Origin of the sequence: Acinetobacter sp. YH12052, from assembly GCF_013419835.1 — a bacterium.
Taxonomy (GTDB): domain Bacteria; phylum Pseudomonadota; class Gammaproteobacteria; order Pseudomonadales; family Moraxellaceae; genus Acinetobacter; species Acinetobacter amyesii.
Genome location: NZ_VOZI01000019.1, coordinates 22,345 through 42,266 on the forward strand (window position 1 = coordinate 22,345; position 19,922 = coordinate 42,266).

Sequence of the window (19,922 nt, forward strand, 5' to 3'; positions counted from 1 at the left end):
AAAATTTTCAGCCAAAAAAATCGCGCGGAATGACTTCTGCGCGATTTGATATTTCAGAATATATAACCTCTCCCAAACCCTCTCCTTAAAGGAGAGGGCTTAAAGGAATTTACATCTCAACCATTTCCACACCATCAATGCGGGCAACGGTCATTAAGTCTTTATCACCACGGCCTGAAACCGTCGCAATAATGATTTGGTCTTTATCCATCGTCGGCGCAAGTTTCGTCACATAAGCCATTGCATGTGAGCTTTCTAGCGCAGGGATAATACCTTCAACTTGGGTTAAATCACGGAAACCTTGCAGCGCTTCAGTGTCATTGATTGGCACATAGTTCACACGGTGCATATCTTTGAGGAAGCTATGCTCAGGGCCTACACCTGGGTAGTCCAGACCTGCAGAAATTGAGTGGGTTTCAATGATTTGACCTTGATCATCCGACATCAGGTAAGTACGGTTACCGTGAAGTACACCCACATGACCTGCATTGAGTGGTGCAGAGTGTTTGCCTGTTTCAATGCCATAGCCTGCAGCTTCGACACCGTACATTTTCACATCTTCATCATTTAAGAATGGATAGAACAAGCCCATCGCATTTGAACCGCCGCCCACACATGCAACCAAGGCATCTGGTAAACGGCCTGCTTGTTCTTGAATTTGTTTACGCGCTTCACGGCCAATGATCGATTGGAAATCACGAACCAATTGCGGATATGGATGCGGACCTGCAACGGTACCAATCACATAATAAGTTGAATCAACATTGGTTACCCAGTCACGCATCGCTTCGTTCATAGCATCCTTCAATGTTTTTGAACCGCTTTCTACAGGTACAACTGTCGCGCCAAGCAAACGCATACGGTACACGTTCATGGCTTGACGTTTTACGTCTTCTGCACCCATAAACACCACACACTCAAGGCCTAAACGCGCTGCAATCGTTGCCGTTGCTACACCGTGCTGACCCGCACCTGTTTCGGCAATAATACGTTTTTTACCTGACAGCTTAGCCAGTAAAGCCTGACCAATGGTGTTATTCACTTTATGTGAACCTGTATGGTTCAGGTCTTCACGTTTTAAGTAAATTTGCGCACCACCCAACTCTTTCGACCATCGCTCAGCATAATACAATGGACTAGGACGACCGACGTAATGCGCCAAGTCACGGTCGAATTCTGCCAAAAACTGTGCATCATCTTTCATGCGGAAATAGAGCTTTTCTAAGTCCTCAAGTGCTGCCATTAGAGTTTCTGACACAAAACGCCCGCCATGAATACCAAAATGCCCTTGTGCGTCTGGGAATTGGGTATAGTCGATTTTATTTTGCTGATCCACGAAGGACTCCTTGCATAAAGCGTTCTATGAGTTGTTGGTCTTTAATACCTTTACTTGATTCTACACCACCGCTCACATCTACGGCATAAGCGCCTGTGGTTTGAATCGCATCTTCAATATTGTCAGGCTTTAAACCGCCCGCCAAAATTAAAGGAATATCGAGTTTTGGGAACTGTGTCCAGTCAAAACTATGCCCTGTACCGCCTTTCAGTTCAGGATGCCATGCATCTAACAGTACGGCGCTTGCCCCAGCCTGTTGAAAGGCTTGAATCTCTCTAATCACGTCCAAATCGGGTTTGACCTGAATGGCTTTATACCAGCGGCGCCCAACGGACTGCGCAATCGTTTTGCACTGTTCAGGGCTTTCATCGCCATGAAACTGCAGGATATCTACAGGTGAAATTTTTAAAATATCCTGTATGTCTGTAGCCGATGCATTCACGAATAAACCCACGGTCTGCACATAGGGCGGCACATGCTGAATCAGCTCAGCGGCCTGCTCTGCCGTTACACTGCGTGGGCTGGGCGCAAAGAATACAAATCCTATCGCATCTGCACCAGCTTGGACGACAGATTGGATATCTTGAGTACGTGTAATTCCGCAGATTTTGGCACGGGTTCGCATGTTCTTTTGGCTCTGACTCCACCCTATTCATAGCCTATCTATGAATATGAAGGCGAATCATTGTAATGCAATTTTCATGCATTGCGTGGATTTTCAGCATGATTACTACGCAAAAATAAAAAGCCCTGAATGATCAGGGCTTTTTAAATAATTGAATCAATTATTTCATTGCATAACGTAAGGTTAGCCAAGCAGTACGGCCATCTTGGTTATATAAAGTGCTATTGCTGTAGTTTGTCGAATATTCTTTATCAAACATATTGGCAAGCTTGGCTTGAACACTGAATTCAGGCGTGGCTTGATAAGTTACTCGCGTATCCACTGTGGCAAAAGAGCCCAATTCAGCAGTATTTGCAGCATTGGTATAACGCTTATCTTCGGCATGAACTGAAGCACCGACAGTCCACTTATCCATTGTATAATCTGCTGAAGCATTAAAGATTTGCTTTGGTTTTAAAAACAACTGCTTGCCATGAAGTCCTGCTGTCTCGTTTTCAGGCTCTTGATAGGTATAATTGATATTCCAAAGAAAATTATTCAACTGCTGAGTAAGTGATAGTTCAGCGCCTTTAATTTTGGCTTTATCTATATTGCTTGGAACATAGTTCCCCGATGCATTTGGTGCCCATGCGATCATGTTTTCAATTTCATTATGGAAAGCGTTTAGCTCCCATTGAACATTGCTGACCACGCCCTTGAAACCAACTTCATAGTTTTCAGATTCCTCTGGAACCAATGTCGGGCTTTCACTTCCTGGCCAATACAAATCGTTGAATGTTGGGGCTTTGAATGCGGTGCCATAGCTGACATAAGTTTGTATGGCATCATTGAAGCGATATCCTAAAGTTGCGCTTCCAGTCGTATGATTACCAAACTGCTCGTTATCTTCCTGACGGACTGCACCTTGCACATCGAAGTTACCAAATGAACCTAGATATTGCGCAAAATAAGCTTTGTTATCACGCTCTTTAACAGCATAAGCTTTAGTACCTGAGACTTCATCATTCTGATAATCAAAGCCAAGCATCAATGTATTTTGCTGATTAAAGTTCAATGTATTCAGCCAAGATAAGCTGTCCCGCTGAGTGTTGATCACTGATGGATAGCCATCTCGGCTATCTAACTTGTCTTCAGAGCGACCTAACTTTAATCCTGTAGTCCACACATCAAATGGCTTGTAGGTAGCACCAATGCTGTAAACATTTTGCTCGATTTTACTATGCACATTTTTTGCATCAATATAAGGAGAACCCCAGTCATCCCTATTATCATATTCATTTTCACCATCAACAACTAAAACACTTGCATCAATATCAAACTGATCATTGAATTTATGCCCCATACGTAAAGATGCTGACTTGTTTTCATAGCCATCTTTATCAAGGTCATAAGGCTCCGCAATATTTGTCGCATCAATGCCTTGAGTTTTTGTTCCTGCAACATTCAGTGTTGCCCAAGTATCATTTTGGCGAATATTTAAACCAACATTCCCTTGATACGTTTCATGCGAACCATAGGTAAAAGATGCAAATGGTTTTATGCCGTTTTGCGTGCCTTTACGGGTAAAGATTTGAATTACACCGCCAATCGCTTCTGAACCATACAAGCTAGAACGCGGACCACGCAGAACTTCGACACGCTCAATCTGATCAATTGGGAAGTGTTCAAAAGCCGTTTCACCAAGCGTTGCTGAACCTACCTTTTGACCATCCACCAAGACCAATGCATGGCGATTACCCGTACCGCGAATTGAAACACTGGTAACTTTACCTAAACCGCCAGTATTGCTATACGTGACGCCCGGCACAGTACGTAATAAGTCTTGTAATGAATTAAATTGCTTACGTTCAATTTCTTCACGGCTAATCACGGTCACTGCTGCCAAAGTTTTTTGTGAGTCTTGCTCAACAATATTGGCAACGGTGTTGGTAATGACTGGAAGTTGATGAACTTGGTCTTCTGCCATGGCCGCAGAAAGTGGAGATAAAACAAAAAGCGACCCGATAAGAGTCTTAGAGAAAGAATGCATGCTGTATTCCCCGATCGCACCGCCCGTGCGAAATAAAAGTTGGATAACGCGAGGCGGTTTTGGGGTAAGACAAGGCTTGCCATTTTTCAGACAAAAGCATGCAATCCCGCTATAACGCCCGCCGCATTATGAATAGGTCTGCATCAGGCCGGTCTCCGGACTTACGTTATGAATAACGATTCACCGTTGCGGGGGCAGTGTCAGATAACAACAGCTCTATACTGCTGGACTGACTTCCCAGTTTCACTTCTCAATTAAGAAAGCACCTGAAGCGCAGGCAGATTAATTTCTGCTCCACAGCAAGTCAAGCTGTATATGTACCTATCTTCAAATACCCCATAGTTTCGATTGTTCGAATAATCGGAGTTCACTATACTTAAGCCATTCACAACAGTTGGCATGGGAAGTTTCCACAACACTGCCCCCGCAACGGTGCGCAAAAGTAAATTTGCCAGTCCGATACCTGCTCACTGTGTTCTATCACTCAATCATTTACGTGGGGTAAATGTATGGAGCATCGCATGTCAACTTTAGCTCGCCCTACAGCACTCGCTACAGGCATTGCTGCCGCTTGGGCTTTTTCTACATCTTGTTTTGCAAATGAATCGCGCATTGCTCAACCAACAATGGATACCATTGTGGTGACTGCAACACGCTCACAAGAAAAATTAGAAAATGTGCCAGCACGTATTTCCATTATTGATGAGTCGCTCATAGATCAATCACCAATTGCATCATTTCCACATTTATTAATGAGTGATGCTTCTATCAATATGGTGCAGCTGGGTGGCTATGGACAACAAGCTTCATTTTTTTTACGTGGCACAGAGTCAGACCACACTTTGGTATTGCGTGACGGTGTCCGTTTAAATAATGATGCCAGCGGTTTAGCGCCAAATAATTTTATAGATACCACAGACATTAAGCAGATTGAGGTTTTAAAAGGCCCAGCATCTGTCCTTTATGGCACCAATGCCATTGGTGGTGTGGTACAAATCATTAGCAAAACCCCTGAAAAAAATGCAGCTTTTATCAGCGCTGAAATAGGTGGAAATCAAACCTATAAAAGTACTGTCGGGGTAGACCTAGCCAAGCAAGGTTTTTATGCGCAAATTCGTGGACAGCGTTTAGAAACCGACGGCACATTGATTCATGAACATGAAAATGCCAGAGCTTCTAGCTTTAATCAAAAAGGCGTGTCTACCAAATTTGGCTATGAAGAAACACGCTTTGGCACTTCATTGGATTATTCTGAAAACCAAGGTAATGCTCAATATGAGCAATACAGCTGGAATTCACTGCAATATGAGCAAAAGTCGCAAGATTTTAAAAATCAAATTGCAACCCTGAAGTCACACTTCAACCCCACAGATCAGCTGACCCTGAATGCTCGCGTGTCTTATTTTAAAGATGAGTTGGAACAGCTCAAAATCTTTGAACAGACCCATTATGAATCCACTGAATATGAACTGACCGCAAAACAGCAAATGACGCCGTCTCAGAACATCATTGCAGGCATCACCCATCGGCAGCTAGAAACATCAACGCTAAAAACTGCAGAGTCTTTTCATCAAGACTTAAACAGTACGGGTTATTATCTACAGCACCAATATCAAACTGATAAATTAAAAACTCAAGCGGGTATTCGTCGTGAATACCATGAAAAATATGGTCAACACACGGTCGGACAAGTTGCTGCGCGTTATTTTTTCACGCCGTTGTTTAGTAGCTATGCCAATATTGGTACAGCATTTAAAGCGCCAACCATGAACGACTTATATTATGGCGACTATGCAAACCCTGACTTAAAACCCGAAGAAAGTCAATCCTATGAAATTGGGCTAGACCTACAAATGACACCACAACTAAAAACTGGTTTGTCTATCTACAGAACTGAAATTGATAACCTTATTGATTCTGATCCCAACAATAACTGGAAGTTTGCCAATATTGATGCAGTGACCATTCAAGGTTCAGAAGTCTATGTGAATTGGAGCAATGAGGCATTTTTTACAAAGGCCAGTTATAGCTACAATCAAGCAAAAAATGATAAAACAGGTTTGGATTTGAGCCGCCGCCCACGTCAAAAACTGGCATTGTCAGCTGGTTGGGCTGATGAACATTATGGGCTGTCAACAACACTGAGTGCGAACAGCCATTCAGACAGCAGTAATTATGATGAGGATGTGATCCCTGGACATGCTCAGATTGATTTCAATAGTTATTACCAACCCAACGAGCAACTGCGCTTCTTTGCCAATATTCAAAATGTCGGCGATGTTCAATATAAAACGGCTTCTGCTGGCAATTTCGACGGCAAATTCTATTTAAATGGCGGCCGTTTGGCTTCCTTTGGCATCACAGTTAGATATTAATTTCACACTGATTTATTCAACTTTTAATCAAAAAATGGACAATTAAAATGGGCCACCGCTTAAGTAAAATTTATACCCGCACAGGCGATTCAGGTACGACAGGTCTTGGCGACGGATCACGCGTAGCCAAAGATGATTTACGTATTGAAGCCTTAGGAGATGTCGATGAACTCAATTCAAGCATTGGTATTCTGCGTTCGCACATCGCACTAAGCAGTATTGAAGACAAAGCGGCTTGGGATAAATCGCTCAGCCTGATTCAGCATTGGTTATTCGACCTTGGCGGTGAAGTTTGCATTCCAAACTTCAACTTGGTACAACCTGTGTCAATTGAGTTTTTGGAAAATGACATTGACCGTATGAATGAAGCACTGCCAATGCTCAAAGACTTTATCCTGCCATCAGGAACATTGGTGTGCAGCTTTGCCCATCAAGCGCGTGCAGTTTGCCGCCGTGCAGAACGTCGTTTAATGGCTGTACATAACCGTGACCAGAACATTCAAGCACCGTCATTGCAGCTACTTAACCGACTCTCTGACTGGTTATTTGTCGCATCGCGTACATTACAACGCGCTGAAGGTGGTTCTGAGGTGCTGTGGCAGAAAAATATTAACGACACGATTGATCAATAATTTTTGGATTCAAAAATTGCTCAAATCCTTTGACCAATTAAAAGTCTATTTTACATTGAAATAAATCGAAACATTTCGTCCGATCATTCTTGTATTTCAGGATGATCGGATCAAAATAACAGTGTCATCTCCCTGTCATTCTTACAGGACATTATGTTCTTAACATCCTTTTTTGTAGGCCTCGTATGCGCATAATCGGTCACCGTGGCGCTCGTGGTGAAGCACCTGAAAATACCCTAGGTGGTTTCCAATATATTCAAGATTTAGGCATACGCTCAGTTGAATTTGATGTGCGACAGCTAAAAGATCGCGCCTTAATTGTGATGCATGACGATCAATTCATCCGTACCACCGGCCAAGATAAGTATCTTTATGAATGCGAAAGTTCTGAACTAGAACCGTATAACCATGCAGTGACATGGTCAGAATGGAATAAAGTTGAGCCGACGCCACTGCTCGAACAAACGCTCAAAATTATTCATAACTTCGATCATATTGAAGTCGAAGTGAAAGCAGTGAAGACACAGACTGAAGCAGAAGCGCTGACTGAAACCTTGGAACAACAGCTCCAAGGTTTCGAACATTCCGCGGTGATCACCAGTTTTGACCCTAAAATTCATCTTGCTTTGCAACAAAAAAAATCCGGTTTCAAACGCGGGCTACTGGTTGAAACGGACGTAAAATTTAAAGCGATTGAACAAGCACTTGAATTAGGTTGTATCCAAATCGGTTGGATGAACCAACTCGCCAATTCAGACATTATTCAGGCCACGCAGCAGGCAAAATTAAATGTGAGCGTATGGACTGTCAACGACGTTGATCGTGCTAAACAACTTAAAGATTGGGGCATTAACGGCTTAATTACCGACTATCCTAAATTAATGATGCAGCATTTTTAATGCTGCTTTATTCCCCTAGTTTTATGTAATTCAGTCTTCGATCAACACGTGGCTTTTTCAACTGGCCTATTTTCGTTCTAAAACCAACACGGTTTGACCCCGACTGTTTTGCATTGTCATCTGTTTCGCTTGAATTTGAAACTGTGTTGCGGCTTGCAATGCATCTGAAAGTTCAGCCTCTTGAGCCAAAGCCGAATCACAACTGAAATAGCCTGCTCGCGCATTCAAATCAATGCTGTGTTTTAAGGTATCAATCACATAAGTGCCACTGATGTTATTACATCCCGTATTGCCTTGAATTTGGCGAAATTGTGAACTGAACTGCAAATAAGGTTGATGATGAAAGAACTTGGCTTTTTGCCCTGCAATTTGCACAATCGTCCATGGAATATCTTGTATCCCATCATTCATGCGAATGACTTTTAATGGCTGTTCAACACTGTTGCCATGTGACTTCCCTTGTGACTTTGTAGTCACCTTCTGCGTTGGAGAACTTTGACAGGCCATGAGTCCTAGACAACTGATCAGAAAGCCGCCACAGATACAGTGTTTGACAAAAAATTGCGGATTATTTTGACGATTTTGCTGTTTTTTTAGCATCTTTTTTACCCCACAAAAAGTCAAATAACTTCAGTCGTATTATGTTACTGTTTAGAACAATACAACTGTACAATAACAGTGGTGAAAACGGGTTTTCCCGTGCTACTATTCTGTACGTTTAAAATCCCTTAAAAAATTAATGGGATTCGTCCTATCTATACCTCCCAAGGTTTCAGGAGTGCTGTTGGAGATGAATGCTCCCCTACCCAAAGCCCCAATGAACTGGATTGCTATTTTTGCATTGGTGTTTTTACCTATTGTCGCAGTTATTGCAATTCCGTTATATGCCATTAATCATGATTTTAGTGCCGCTGCTTGGATCAGTATGTTTGTTTTACTGGGTGTCAGCAGTTTAGGTATTACCGCAGGTTATCACCGCTTATGGGCACACCGTGCTTATGAAGCAACCTTGCCTTTAAAAATCATTTTAATGCTCATGGGTACTTTTGCTGTTCAGAACAGTATTTTGTTCTGGGCTTCAGGTCACCGTACACATCACCGTCATGTAGACGATATTGACCAAGATCCATACTCGATTAATCGTGGTTTCTGGTATGCCCATATCGGGTGGATGCTTCGTGATTATCCAGCAGCAGAACCGAACTACAAAAACGCGCCAGATCTTTTAAAAGATAAAGTCGTTTTGTTCCAAGATAAATACTACATTCCACTGGTGATTGCTGTGCATGCAGCGATTTTAGTGCCAATTGGTTGGGCTGTTGGCGACATGTGGGGCGTTCTATTATTGGGCGGTTTAATGCGTCTAATCTTAAGCCATCATGTGACGTTCTTTATTAACTCACTGTGCCACATGTGGGGTAAACGTCCGTATACTGACGAAAATACCGCTCGTGATAACTTCTGGCTCGCTATTGCTACTTGGGGTGAGGGTTATCATAACTATCACCACATTTTCCAATACGACTACCGTAATGGTGTGAAATGGTGGCAATACGATCCAACAAAATGGTTAATTTGGAGCTGCTCTAAATTAGGCCTTGCCAAAAATTTACGCCGTATTCCTAGCTTTAATATTAAAAAAGCTGAGTTGGCTATGAAGTTCAAGTATGCGGAACAAGACCTTGCGATCTATGGTCTCAACATGACCGATGACATTGCAACAGCAAAACAACGTATTTCTCAAGAATATGATGCGTTTTCGCAAACTTTGAATGACTGGGCAAAATTAAAAGAACAGGAAATTCAAGCGAAGAAAACAGCAGTTGCTGAAAAAATTCATCAAATGGATGACAAACTCAAACTTGAATTCCTACAAGTTGAACAGCGTTTGTCACAGCACCGTGAAACACTGAATCAATTGATGCGTAACTTGAAAAAGAAAACCGCTTAATTCTTTTAAGCCTCTCAAATGATAAAGCCTCCCTTGTGGAGGCTTTATTGATTTTAAGCTACAGTTTTTCTATCTGGTCTTTGCTATAGTTCCAACATAATTTGAATTTTTAAAGATCATTATGCTGTTCAATGCCCGCTATAACACCCTGCCACCTCGCCTGTACCATCATCAGCAACCTGTTCCTCTAAAAGGCGCAAAAGCTGGGCATTTTAATGCTGCTTTGGCTGAACAGTTACAATGGTCGGATGAAGATAAAGCTCAATGGGTAGAGATTTGCAGTGGGCAAAAAACCTTTGAGGAATTTGAGCCGCTAGCGATGGTCTATGCAGGTCACCAGTTTGGACAATGGGCCGGCCAATTGGGCGATGGACGCGGCTTATTGATTGGGCAAATCATCGATAAACATGGGCAAACCATTGACCTGCACCTTAAAGGCGCCGGCTCTACGCCTTATTCACGCATGGGCGATGGACGTGCAGTGCTGCGCTCGACCATTCGTGAATATTTGGCAGGACATGCGCTGAACAACCTAGGCGTTGCATCCAGCAATGCGGTGGGTTTTACCAGTTCTGAGCAAGGTGTAAAGCGCGAAAAACTCGAGCTCGGCGCGATGATGCTGCGTACATCTGACTGTCATATCCGATTGGGACATTTTGAATGGATCAATCAATATCAGGGTGATTTACTACCTGAATTCACGCAAAAATGTATTGAGTGGCACTACCCTGAATGCTTGGATGCTGAACAGCCCATTTTGGCTTTTGCCACTCAAGTTATTCAGCGTACCGCAGTGATGATTGCCAAATGGCAGCTGATTGGTTTTGCACATGGCGTGATGAATACTGACAATCTGAATATTACCGGTTCAACTTTGGACTTTGGCCCTTATGGCTTTATGGAACGTTTCCGTCCAAATTGGATTAACAACCATTCGGATTACCAAGGCCGCTATACCTATCAGCAGCAGCCAAGTATCGGACATTGGAATCTATGGCAATGGCTGAATAACTTAGTGCCGCTCTGCCCTGTAGATTATGACAAAGAGCAATGGAAAGACGATCTAGCCAAATGCTTAGAGCATTTTGAACTGACCTTCTTGGAACATTATAAATTGGGCTTAGCTCAGAAAATGGGTTTGCCAAGTTTCCATAAAGACAGCTTTGACTGCGCCATGGCCTTTTTACGCATTCTGCAAACTGAACAGCTAGATTACACGCAAAGCTTTATCCGTCTGCAAAATCATGAATATGAAGCCATTAAAGATGACTCCCTTGACCGCCGCGCCTTTGAAAGTTTCTTGGCACAGTATGAAAGCATCCGTGCGCATCAGGACACCGATGCTTTAGATGCTGAAATGGCACAAGCTAATCCGCAATATATTTTGCGCAACCATATGGCGCAAAAGGCGATTGAGCTAGCTGAACGCAATGATTTTTCAGAGGTAGAACGTTTATTTACATTGCTCAGTCAGCCATTTACTAAACAGCCTGACCTAGAAAAAACTGAAGATTTAGGCCCCTTGCCAAGTGATGTGCCTGAAGTAATGGTCAGCTGTTCTTCATAAACATTTATCCACAAATCCACATTTCACTCGGATCAAAATTGTGGATAATTTAGACATTATCCACAATGCCGAAATGGATGAGCTGTGAAGGCAGCTCATTCTCTACATTACAATGACAAGAAAAAATATCACGATCTTTAGTTTCGCTATCCTCGTCTGCATTGTTGCTGCCTGCTTTGCCTATCAAAAATTTGAAAAATATTTACCTACACCTACCAATGCACTGGCCTTTCCACCTGAATTAAGCGATTTACAAATTCAAAAAATTCGCACAGAAACGCCGATCGACAATATTCAGGTACATAAGGCTCAGCGTTATTTGGAATTAAAACATCAGGATCAAGTCATTCGGCGTTACCCGATGCGTCTGGGTTTTCAACCGCTTGGACATAAAGTTCAAGAAGGTGATGGCAAAACGCCTGAAGGCAGCTATATGATTGATTGGCGCAATCCGCGAAGTTCATTTTATAAGTCTTTGCATATCTCTTACCCCAATGCGACCGATAAACAAAAGGCTAAAGATTTAGGTGTTTCTGCAGGTGGTGACATTATGATTCATGGTTCGGCAACCAGTTTACAAATGAAAGCTGCACCACAACTGATGACTTATTTCCCACAAAAAGATTGGACTTGGGGCTGCATTGCTGTGCGTAATATTGATATGGATGAAATTTGGCAATTGGTGAATAATGATACCGTTATACATATTCGTCCCTAGGCTTTAAAACTCAGGCTTATTTTTAGGTTATCCCCTATGATTGCATTACACACTGTAGCTGCTAAGTCGGCCTTAGCCCTGCCTGAAACCACCTGTAGCCAGCCTTTTGGTGAAGGCTGTGATGTGTTTAAAGTGATGGAGAAGGTCTTTATGCTGAGTTTTCATTTGGAAGGCAAAGCGGCCATCAACTTAAAGGTGCTGCCAGACAATGGCTCAATGCTCAGAGATATTTATCCCTTTATTCGTGCGGGCTGGCATATGAATAAGCAGCATTGGATTTCTGTTTTTACAGATGAAGAATTAGAAGAAGAACTTCTGCAAGATTTGGTGCTGAACTCTTATGAATTGGTGGTATCGAAGTTAAACAAAGGACAGCGGCAGAGGATTGAGCTCCTCCAACGTCTATAGCTTAATTTTTAACTATTATTTTCTAATTCAAAACTCAAAATAAAAACAGCACCTCACTGATCTAAAATCATTTCAAATCAAATTGGAAAACAGTCTGCCTGTTTTGAACAAAAAATTAAAAAAATGGAAATTTTAATCGATCACTCTCCAATTAAAGTTAGAATCATCCAAAATTAAATGATTAGCTATTTTATTTATGCAATTCAGACACGATATCAATGGATTACGGGCCATAGCCGTATTGGCCGTTGTACTATTTCACTTTAATCCACAATGGCTAACCGGCGGCTTCGCAGGCGTCGATGTTTTCTTTGTCATCTCAGGCTTCTTGATGACCGCCATTATTTTTAATGGCATAGAAAAAAACACATTTAATCTATTTAAATTTTATACAGCGCGTGCAAACCGAATTATTCCTGTTTTAGCCACAATGTCTATCATTTTAGTCATATTTGGCTGGTTCTATTTAGCACCAGTTGATTACAAGGATTTAGGACGACAAGTCGAAAAAAGCTCTTTCTTTATTTCCAATATTCTTTTTTCAAAAGGCAGTGGCTATTTTGATACTGCTGAACACACAAAATGGTTATTACACACATGGTCTTTGTCTGTTGAATGGCAATTTTATATTGTTTTTCCACTTATCATTTTGTTTTTAAAAAAATATTTAAACCTTCATAATTTAAAACGCGTGGTGTTTTTGCTCTTTTTAGTCAGCTTTATTTATTGTATTTTTGCAACCTATAAAGACAGCAAAACTGCCTATTTTCTACTAACAAGTCGCGCATGGGAAATGCTCATAGGTGGTTTAGCATTCCTCTATCCTTGGTCACTAAAAAACAAAAAATCACAGCTCATGACACAATGCTTAGGACTCGTTCTGATTCTAGCATCGTATATCTTTATATCTAGTGAAACACTTTGGCCGGGTTATATGGCCCTTATTCCTGTATTTGGTGCTTATTTAATTATTGTGAGTAATCATCAGCAAAATATATTGATTAATAATCCAATTTTTAACCACGTTGGAAAATGGTCATATTCAATTTATGTCTGGCATTGGCCCTTGGTTGTTTTGGGTTTCTATCTTGGCCTCGAAAATTGGTGGATATACGGAATCCCTCTGTCAATTTTATGTGGCGTCTTAAGTTATCACGCTATTGAAAAGATTCATTTCCCACGCTATTCATCTTGGAAAAAGCTTTATAAAGTGAAAGCAATTTATCTCGCTTTATTCCTTTTAGGCGTCGGCCATTTCATCAAATCTAATGATGGTGTCGATTCTCGACTTCCAGAAGTAGCTAAAATCGCAAATGAAGAAATCAATAATACCAATCCTTATGATTGTGACCAACAAGAGTTGCATGAATGTATTATAGGAAACCCAACTAAAATTAAAGCCATTGTTATTGGAGATAGCCATGCTGATGCAATGACCACCTCTGTGGCAACCACTTTTAATTTGAAAGCTGACGGTATCATTTCATTTACAACTTCTGCCTGCCCATTTATTCCCAATCTACAGTTTTACAAAGATAAAAGTCCTTGCCCAGAAATTAATCAGAAACGCTTAAACTTAATTGCATCCAAAAAATATGAAAATATTCCAATGGTTTTCATTGCAAGGTACCCAAGCTATTTAATTGGAGAAAATGACCCTGATATCATGGATGCTAAGAGTTCTAAACCTATTGTTTATTTTGATGATAATCCAAACATCACTCAAAAGAATCGAATGATTTCATTTCAAAAGAATCTAACTGAAGTTTTGTGTCAGACCTCTAAGACCAATCCTGTTTATATCGTGCAACCCATTCCAGAAGTTGGTTTCAATTTACCGCAAAGAATCATTAAGAATGTATTCTACAAGCGTAATGAAAAAATATTTATTTCACACGACACATATTTAAAAAGATCAGGAGAGATTCGCAAAATTATTCAAGAAAGTGCAGAGCAATGTCAGGCCAAAGTCTTAGACCCTGCATTACATCTATGTAAAGGAAATGAATGTATTTCTGAGTATAAAGGACGCCCGATTTATCGTGATGGTAATCACTTAAGTGAATATGGAAATAAGCTTTTAGTTCCAATGTTTAAAGAAGCCCTCAATCCATAAAAAGTGAAAGTACGCCTAAATGACTTTAATTTTTTGAAGTCATTTAGGTGAATTTAAAACTAAAATTTAAAATCTTTTCTGCTTCCATTATTAAATATTTTAATATAATTCAAATAAATAAATAGACTTAATGTAGTATGCTTCATTTTTATTACCATCCATTAGGTAATAAATCGATCATCATGAAATTCATGAGTAGCAATGAGTGTTAAATAGGTATAAGACTTACTCGCCACTTGATCATCCACTTTAAAAAATTCTTGATAGATTCCCCCCGTCATTTGACTCCACAGACACCAAAAACATAAGAATCCTAAAGTACTTGAAACTCCTGCTAAAGCAAGCTCCTTTGATAGCCCAAAGAAACTTAAAGCAACCAAAGTAAAACTAAGATTTAACCCAGCGAGAATTAGGAGAGTTAATTGATAAATTATTCATTTTACTTATCATTCAAGAAAATAAATGAAATTTATTGATTCTAAAATCAACACAAATCACATATTTTAACTTACATTTTAATTACTTAAATAAACCAAATTATTAATTCAAGCAATTTAATAAAACTCTTTCAAAATCGTTGTTAAACAACTTTAAACCAAGAATTTAAAACTTCAAAAGGCTCTTCCCTAAGCCTTCATGGTATTAAACCTTCTTTGCTTGCATCACTTTAAACAGCACATACAGCAGTAAAATCCATAGCGGCTGCATCAACACCGATAGCATAAAGCCCTGATTCCACATGATGTACAAAATCATCAGCATGAACACTAAGACAAAGTAGTTGGTAAACGGTGCAAATAAAGCAGGAAACTTGGTCTGTATACCCTGCTGCTGCATCGCTTTTCTAAACTTCAAATGAATCAAGCTGATTAACATCCAATTCAGCACCGCAGCACTCACCACGATATAAATCAGGTAACTTAAGGCTTTTTCAGGCAAGAAATAATTCAGCAGCACGCAACCAAAAATCAGCAAAGCAGAAAATAAAACCGCGGCAATCGGCGTGCCGTGTTTATTTACCTGTTTAAACGTTTTTGGCGCATTGCCCTGTTCTGCCAAACCGAGCAGCATGCGGCTATTGGCATACATACCGCTATTACAGACCGAAACGGATGCCGTCAAAATAATAAAATTCAGCAAATGCGCTGCCCAATCAATCCCCATCTGATTAAAAATCATCACAAAAGGACTATGATCCAAACCACCAAGTTTCAACTGATTCCACGGCACTAGCGACAGCAGTACCGCCAAAGAACAGATATAAAATAAGAACACGCGGATCACCGTTTGATTTACGGCTTTGGGAATGTTTTGATCTGGATTTTCAGTTTCAGCCGCCGCCATGCTGATCAGCTCAATGCCACCAAAAGCAAACATCATAAAGGCCAGCATATAAAATAGGCCATCAAAGCCATGCGGAAAAAAGCCGCCATGTACCCATAAATTACTAATCGAAGCCGTAGAGTCTGCGCCTGCTGTAAGTAGCAGATATACACCAAAAACAATCATAGCAACAATCGCCACAACCTTAATCATCGACAGCCAAAATTCAGATTCTGCATACAGTTTGACATTGGCTAAATTGGCAAGGGTAATCACCATAAAAAACACCAGAACTGAAACCCAAGCAGGCACATGTGGCCACCAATAATTGACATATTTGCCTATCGCGGTCAGCTCGGTCATCACCACTAAAATATACAGAATCCAGTAGTTCCAGCCCGTTAAAAAGCCCGAAAACTTGCCCCAATATTTAAAAGCAAAATGACTGAATGAACCTGTGACTGGCTCTTGTACAATCATCTCACCCAACTGGCGCATAATCAGAAAAGCAATCAAGCCACCAATCAAATAGCCCAAAATAATCGATGGCCCAGCCGACTCAATAATATGTGCAGAGCCTAAAAAAAGCCCTGTGCCTATTGCACCACCCATTGCAATCAGCTGAATATGGCGGTTCTTTAATCGGCGCTGCAGTTGAGGCATTTCGCTGCTCACAACACGTTCTCATCTTATAAAAAAGTGGATTGTAGCCTGTGCATCCGCTAAGAACTACATCTTGATATCCAACAATTTTAACTTAAAGGTATTTTTACAGATCAGATGAGCATCAAATGTAAAGTTTTATTGATTGGTTTAAATAACTTAGGTCAAGACAATCTTTTGCCTATTTTTTTCAAATTTATACTTTTATTGAATATTTTTGAGGCTTCATCACACAGCAATATGCCCTACATCATAAAAACAGCGCCCAATTGAGCGCTGTTTTAAAAGCGAATCCGCAGTGATTGATCACTTATATGTAACTTACTGATGTTACGCAGTAACACCAGAAGTGCAATTTGATTCAAATAAAACAGCGATACGCGGTAACGTCATCCACAAGTGTTTGAGACAGGACTACTTCTAATCAAAAATGTTTTTGCGATGCTTTGAATAATTTGACGGTAGTGAACGAGTTTTGCGGATGACAATGGTTTTGGGTACTTTTGCCGAAACAAAAGTACCTCCAGCCGAAGGCTAATCCCTTTATTCAATCCTTAGATGTAAGACTCCGTCGAATAGACTTAAAAATCATTTTAAAAGTGCATAAGTACTTTTACGTGCGTAACATCAGTAACTTAGATAATTAACATCTATAAGTGCTTATTTACGCTGTGGCTCGTCAGCCCACCGTGCATAACTCTTCGTGCTTTTCAACAAAACGCCCGCTTGTTTTGCAGCGACGCCACTATAGTCCTGAGAGAAACTATCCGAATTTTCATCAAAACTCGCACCATCAAATAATGGGAAAGTTCCGGCTTTTTTCTGTATCACCACATCATCAATCATCCAACCGCGGAAACCGTTATAAAGTTGATCGACTGTTCTGAATTGGAATTTCAGCTGAACATTGGCCTTGCCTGCATATTCATCTAATGAAATTGCTTCTTGCTGAACAGCAGCCGGTGCAAGGTTAAAGCCTAAATTACTGTATGGAATCGGCGCGCGCTCATATGCCGAGGATGGATCTGCCAGCGGGTTTAATCGAGCCAAAGTCTTGAAGCTATTGCCGCCGTCGGTAGAAACTAAAATATTCATCAAATCGAATCCCTGATTATTTGGATTGACCGACTCAATTTCCCACCATGTTTTAAAGCTTAAACTCAAAGGCGCCTGATACTGGCTTAGATTAATGGCAGGTGAAATCAATTCACCCCTATTGTCATACTGCGAGGTGCCGCCATCAAACTCTGGAGCCGTAGATGAATCACTTAAAGCACCAATAAAGTTGCCATTTACTTTGTCGCCATACCAATATGCCGTATTACCTTGCAGTGGCTCAGGCACCTTGCCTTGACTTTGGTCATTCGGCGCTAAGCGTACACGCTGATTCACTTGATTATTACGGATGTTGTGACCTTTGTTTAGCAACTGCCAATCAACATTGGCCACACTTGGCTGCGACCTTGTCCATGCATTGCGAGTAGCAGAATCCGCTTCAAAAGTTTCACGCCAAACTGCATCTGCAGACACTGTTTCAGGTAGCACTTCAAATTGATAGCCCGATGCAGAAGAAGCAATGACCGTAACTTTTTTCGTAATAGTATTAATTCCTGCACCGTTAATGGTGAGCGTGGCATTTTTCAATGCTTCAAGCAGATCATTGCTCACATTAAATGAAAGCGTGAAATATCCATTGGCATCAGTCAAAGCACTAACAAATGCGCCATTGGTCGCTGTACCGCCAGACAATGACACTTGCGCATTCGCCAAAGGTTTCCCTTTAAAAATCACTTGACCAGAGAATGTTCCGACCACTGCATCATTGACTGGTGCATCACTTAGTGTCTGACAGTCTTGGTCTAAGCAGTTGAGAACCACATTCAACACAATGCTCTTATTGGTATTTTTAGGATGGATCAAGAATGCCGAAACTGCAGACTGTCCATTTTTAGTGACCAAAACATAATATGTGCCTGCAGCCAATTTAGGCAGTTTAACGATGCCTTGAGCATTGGCAAGATAACTTTGACCTTTAAAATGTGCCGCTGTCGGTAAACTATTAATCGGTGGAAAGAACTGCTCAGAATCATCCGCTATAATTGTATTCGTTGCTATTTTCAGACTGCCTGCTTGTACTTTTTGCCATTCTTCATCACTTAAAATCTGAATCGACGCAGCATTTAATGCAAGATTATTTACATCCAACAGCGTCAGCTCTTCTACACTTTTTTGTACCATGGCATCGGCAACTGGCTCTGACGGTACGCTTCCTGTCTCATCACGATCACTACCACCACATGCCGTTAAACCCAAGACACCCGTGACCATTATTATTTTTGCAAATGCTATATTTTTCATCTGTTCTGCCCTCTGGCTGTTCCATTTTTAAAAATTGTTATGTCTACATTGAACTCTGCCAGCCCAAACATACTGGTCAATATTCAAGCAAAATAATACCCAATTTCCACTAAATGCGCAAATTTCACATTTTATGTTTTTATTGCTTTGTTTTTCTTGTTTTTAAAATTAATTTAGCTAGGTATGTACAAAAAAACAGGCCAAAGCCTGTCTTTTAGAATTTACAATCTATGTTTTAATCTTCTGGATATTCAAAACGGTAGCCAACGCCATACACGGCTTGAATCCACTCATGACGGTTGCCAGTTTCCGCTGCATCTGAAATCTTACGACGTAAATTTTTAATATGACTATCAATCACACGGTCAGCCACTTCAAAACTGTCTGGGTTAATATGATCAAGCAATTGCGCACGTGAATACACCTGCCCTACATGCTCTAAAAACAACTCAAGTAAACGAAACTCTGTTGGCGTTAAGCTCAACGCTTTTTGTTGATACCAAATGCGCTGCTGTGCTTTGTCCATACGGAATAAATCATTCACCTCTGGTTCGGCTTTACGCTCTAAACGACGTAATACCGCTTGCACACGTGCCACCAACTCTTTCGGACTAAACGGTTTGCAGACATAATCGTCAGCACCCATATTAAGCCCCAATACACGGTCAATTTCTTCAGTGCGTGCAGTCACCATAATAATCGGCAAATCAGACTGCTCACGGACTTTACGGCAAATGGTTAAGCCATCCATACGAGGCACCATCAGGTCTAAAATCATCAGACTCGGTTTACGTTGTGTGAAGCTTTCATAGGCTTCTTGCCCATCATGAAACATGCTGACTTCAAAGCCTGCAGCCTCTAGATAATCACGCACTAGCTGTGCAAGTTCCACTTCATCTTCAACCAACATGATATGTTTCAT

Annotated in this window: 15 protein-coding genes and 1 riboswitch; of the genes, 8 read left to right on the forward strand and 7 right to left on the reverse strand. The window is 41.0% G+C overall.

Annotated features, from left to right (window positions below; all coding sequences use genetic code 11):
• Positions 1 to 109 precede the first annotated feature (109 nt).
• The 3 genes from trpB to FTU06_RS13765 form a co-directional block, all read right to left on the reverse strand.
• Positions 110 to 1,336 (reverse strand): tryptophan synthase subunit beta, encoded by a 1,227-nt coding sequence (trpB, locus tag FTU06_RS13755; RefSeq protein WP_180147201.1) that lies wholly within the window; start codon positions 1,334 to 1,336, stop codon positions 110 to 112.
• Positions 1,320 to 1,961 (reverse strand): phosphoribosylanthranilate isomerase, encoded by a 642-nt coding sequence (locus tag FTU06_RS13760; protein WP_180147205.1) that lies wholly within the window; start codon positions 1,959 to 1,961, stop codon positions 1,320 to 1,322. The genes trpB and FTU06_RS13760 overlap by 17 nt, the downstream gene beginning before the upstream one ends.
• A 160-nt stretch (positions 1,962 to 2,121) precedes the next feature.
• Positions 2,122 to 3,990: a TonB-dependent receptor domain-containing protein gene (locus tag FTU06_RS13765; RefSeq protein WP_180147208.1), complete on the reverse strand. Its 1,869-nt coding sequence runs from the start codon at positions 3,988 to 3,990 to the stop codon at positions 2,122 to 2,124.
• 128 nt (positions 3,991 to 4,118) lie between these two features.
• A riboswitch (cobalamin riboswitch) is annotated at positions 4,119 to 4,275 on the reverse strand.
• Positions 4,276 to 4,511: 236 nt separating this feature from the next.
• Here FTU06_RS13765 and FTU06_RS13770 point away from each other — a divergent pair.
• The 3 genes from FTU06_RS13770 (at position 4,512) to FTU06_RS13780 (ending at position 7,896) form a co-directional block, all read left to right on the forward strand.
• Entirely contained in the window at positions 4,512 to 6,365 is a 1,854-nt protein-coding gene (locus FTU06_RS13770; protein ID WP_180147211.1) for a TonB-dependent siderophore receptor, read from the forward strand.
• Between the two features lie 47 nt (positions 6,366 to 6,412).
• Positions 6,413 to 6,997 carry a cob(I)yrinic acid a,c-diamide adenosyltransferase gene (locus FTU06_RS13775; RefSeq protein ID WP_111885379.1) on the forward strand — a complete coding sequence of 195 codons (585 nt, stop codon included), beginning with the start codon at positions 6,413 to 6,415 and terminating at the stop codon, positions 6,995 to 6,997.
• A 185-nt stretch (positions 6,998 to 7,182) separates the two neighbouring features.
• Positions 7,183 to 7,896, forward strand: a complete 714-nt coding sequence (locus FTU06_RS13780) for a glycerophosphodiester phosphodiesterase (protein ID WP_180005543.1) — start codon at positions 7,183 to 7,185, stop codon at positions 7,894 to 7,896.
• A 66-nt stretch (positions 7,897 to 7,962) separates the two neighbouring features.
• Here the strand turns inward: FTU06_RS13780 and FTU06_RS13785 are convergent, their stop codons facing one another.
• Positions 7,963 to 8,496, reverse strand: coding sequence for an META domain-containing protein (locus tag FTU06_RS13785; RefSeq protein WP_180063996.1), 534 nt, complete (start codon positions 8,494 to 8,496; stop codon positions 7,963 to 7,965).
• A gap of 190 nt (positions 8,497 to 8,686) precedes the next feature.
• Here FTU06_RS13785 and FTU06_RS13790 point away from each other — a divergent pair, with 190 nt between their 5' ends.
• The 5 genes from FTU06_RS13790 to FTU06_RS13810 all read left to right on the forward strand — a co-directional run bounded on the left by FTU06_RS13790 (position 8,687) and on the right by FTU06_RS13810 (position 14,656).
• Positions 8,687 to 9,847 carry an acyl-CoA desaturase gene (locus FTU06_RS13790; protein WP_078191233.1) on the forward strand — a complete coding sequence of 387 codons (1,161 nt, stop codon included), beginning with the start codon at positions 8,687 to 8,689 and terminating at the stop codon, positions 9,845 to 9,847.
• A 121-nt stretch (positions 9,848 to 9,968) separates the two neighbouring features.
• A complete protein-coding gene (locus tag FTU06_RS13795; protein ID WP_180147214.1) occupies positions 9,969 to 11,414 on the forward strand; it encodes a YdiU family protein in 1,446 nt (481 codons plus the stop codon).
• A gap of 112 nt (positions 11,415 to 11,526) precedes the next feature.
• Positions 11,527 to 12,132 (forward strand): murein L,D-transpeptidase family protein, encoded by a 606-nt coding sequence (locus FTU06_RS13800; protein WP_180089818.1) that lies wholly within the window; start codon positions 11,527 to 11,529, stop codon positions 12,130 to 12,132.
• 36 nt (positions 12,133 to 12,168) lie between these two features.
• Positions 12,169 to 12,540 carry an MmcQ/YjbR family DNA-binding protein gene (locus FTU06_RS13805; RefSeq protein WP_168378763.1) on the forward strand — a complete coding sequence of 124 codons (372 nt, stop codon included), beginning with the start codon at positions 12,169 to 12,171 and terminating at the stop codon, positions 12,538 to 12,540.
• Positions 12,541 to 12,736: 196 nt separating this feature from the next.
• A complete protein-coding gene (locus tag FTU06_RS13810; protein ID WP_168378762.1) occupies positions 12,737 to 14,656 on the forward strand; it encodes an acyltransferase family protein in 1,920 nt (639 codons plus the stop codon).
• A 642-nt stretch (positions 14,657 to 15,298) separates the two neighbouring features.
• Here FTU06_RS13810 and FTU06_RS13820 read toward each other — a convergent pair.
• The 3 genes from FTU06_RS13820 to FTU06_RS13830 form a co-directional block, all read right to left on the reverse strand.
• Positions 15,299 to 16,654: an amino acid permease gene (locus FTU06_RS13820; protein WP_180063993.1), complete on the reverse strand. Its 1,356-nt coding sequence runs from the start codon at positions 16,652 to 16,654 to the stop codon at positions 15,299 to 15,301.
• A gap of 648 nt (positions 16,655 to 17,302) precedes the next feature.
• Positions 17,303 to 19,000, reverse strand: coding sequence for a carboxypeptidase regulatory-like domain-containing protein (locus FTU06_RS13825; protein WP_180147217.1), 1,698 nt, complete (start codon positions 18,998 to 19,000; stop codon positions 17,303 to 17,305).
• Between the two features lie 235 nt (positions 19,001 to 19,235).
• Positions 19,236 to 19,922: a response regulator gene (locus FTU06_RS13830; protein ID WP_111885370.1), complete on the reverse strand. Its 687-nt coding sequence runs from the start codon at positions 19,920 to 19,922 to the stop codon at positions 19,236 to 19,238.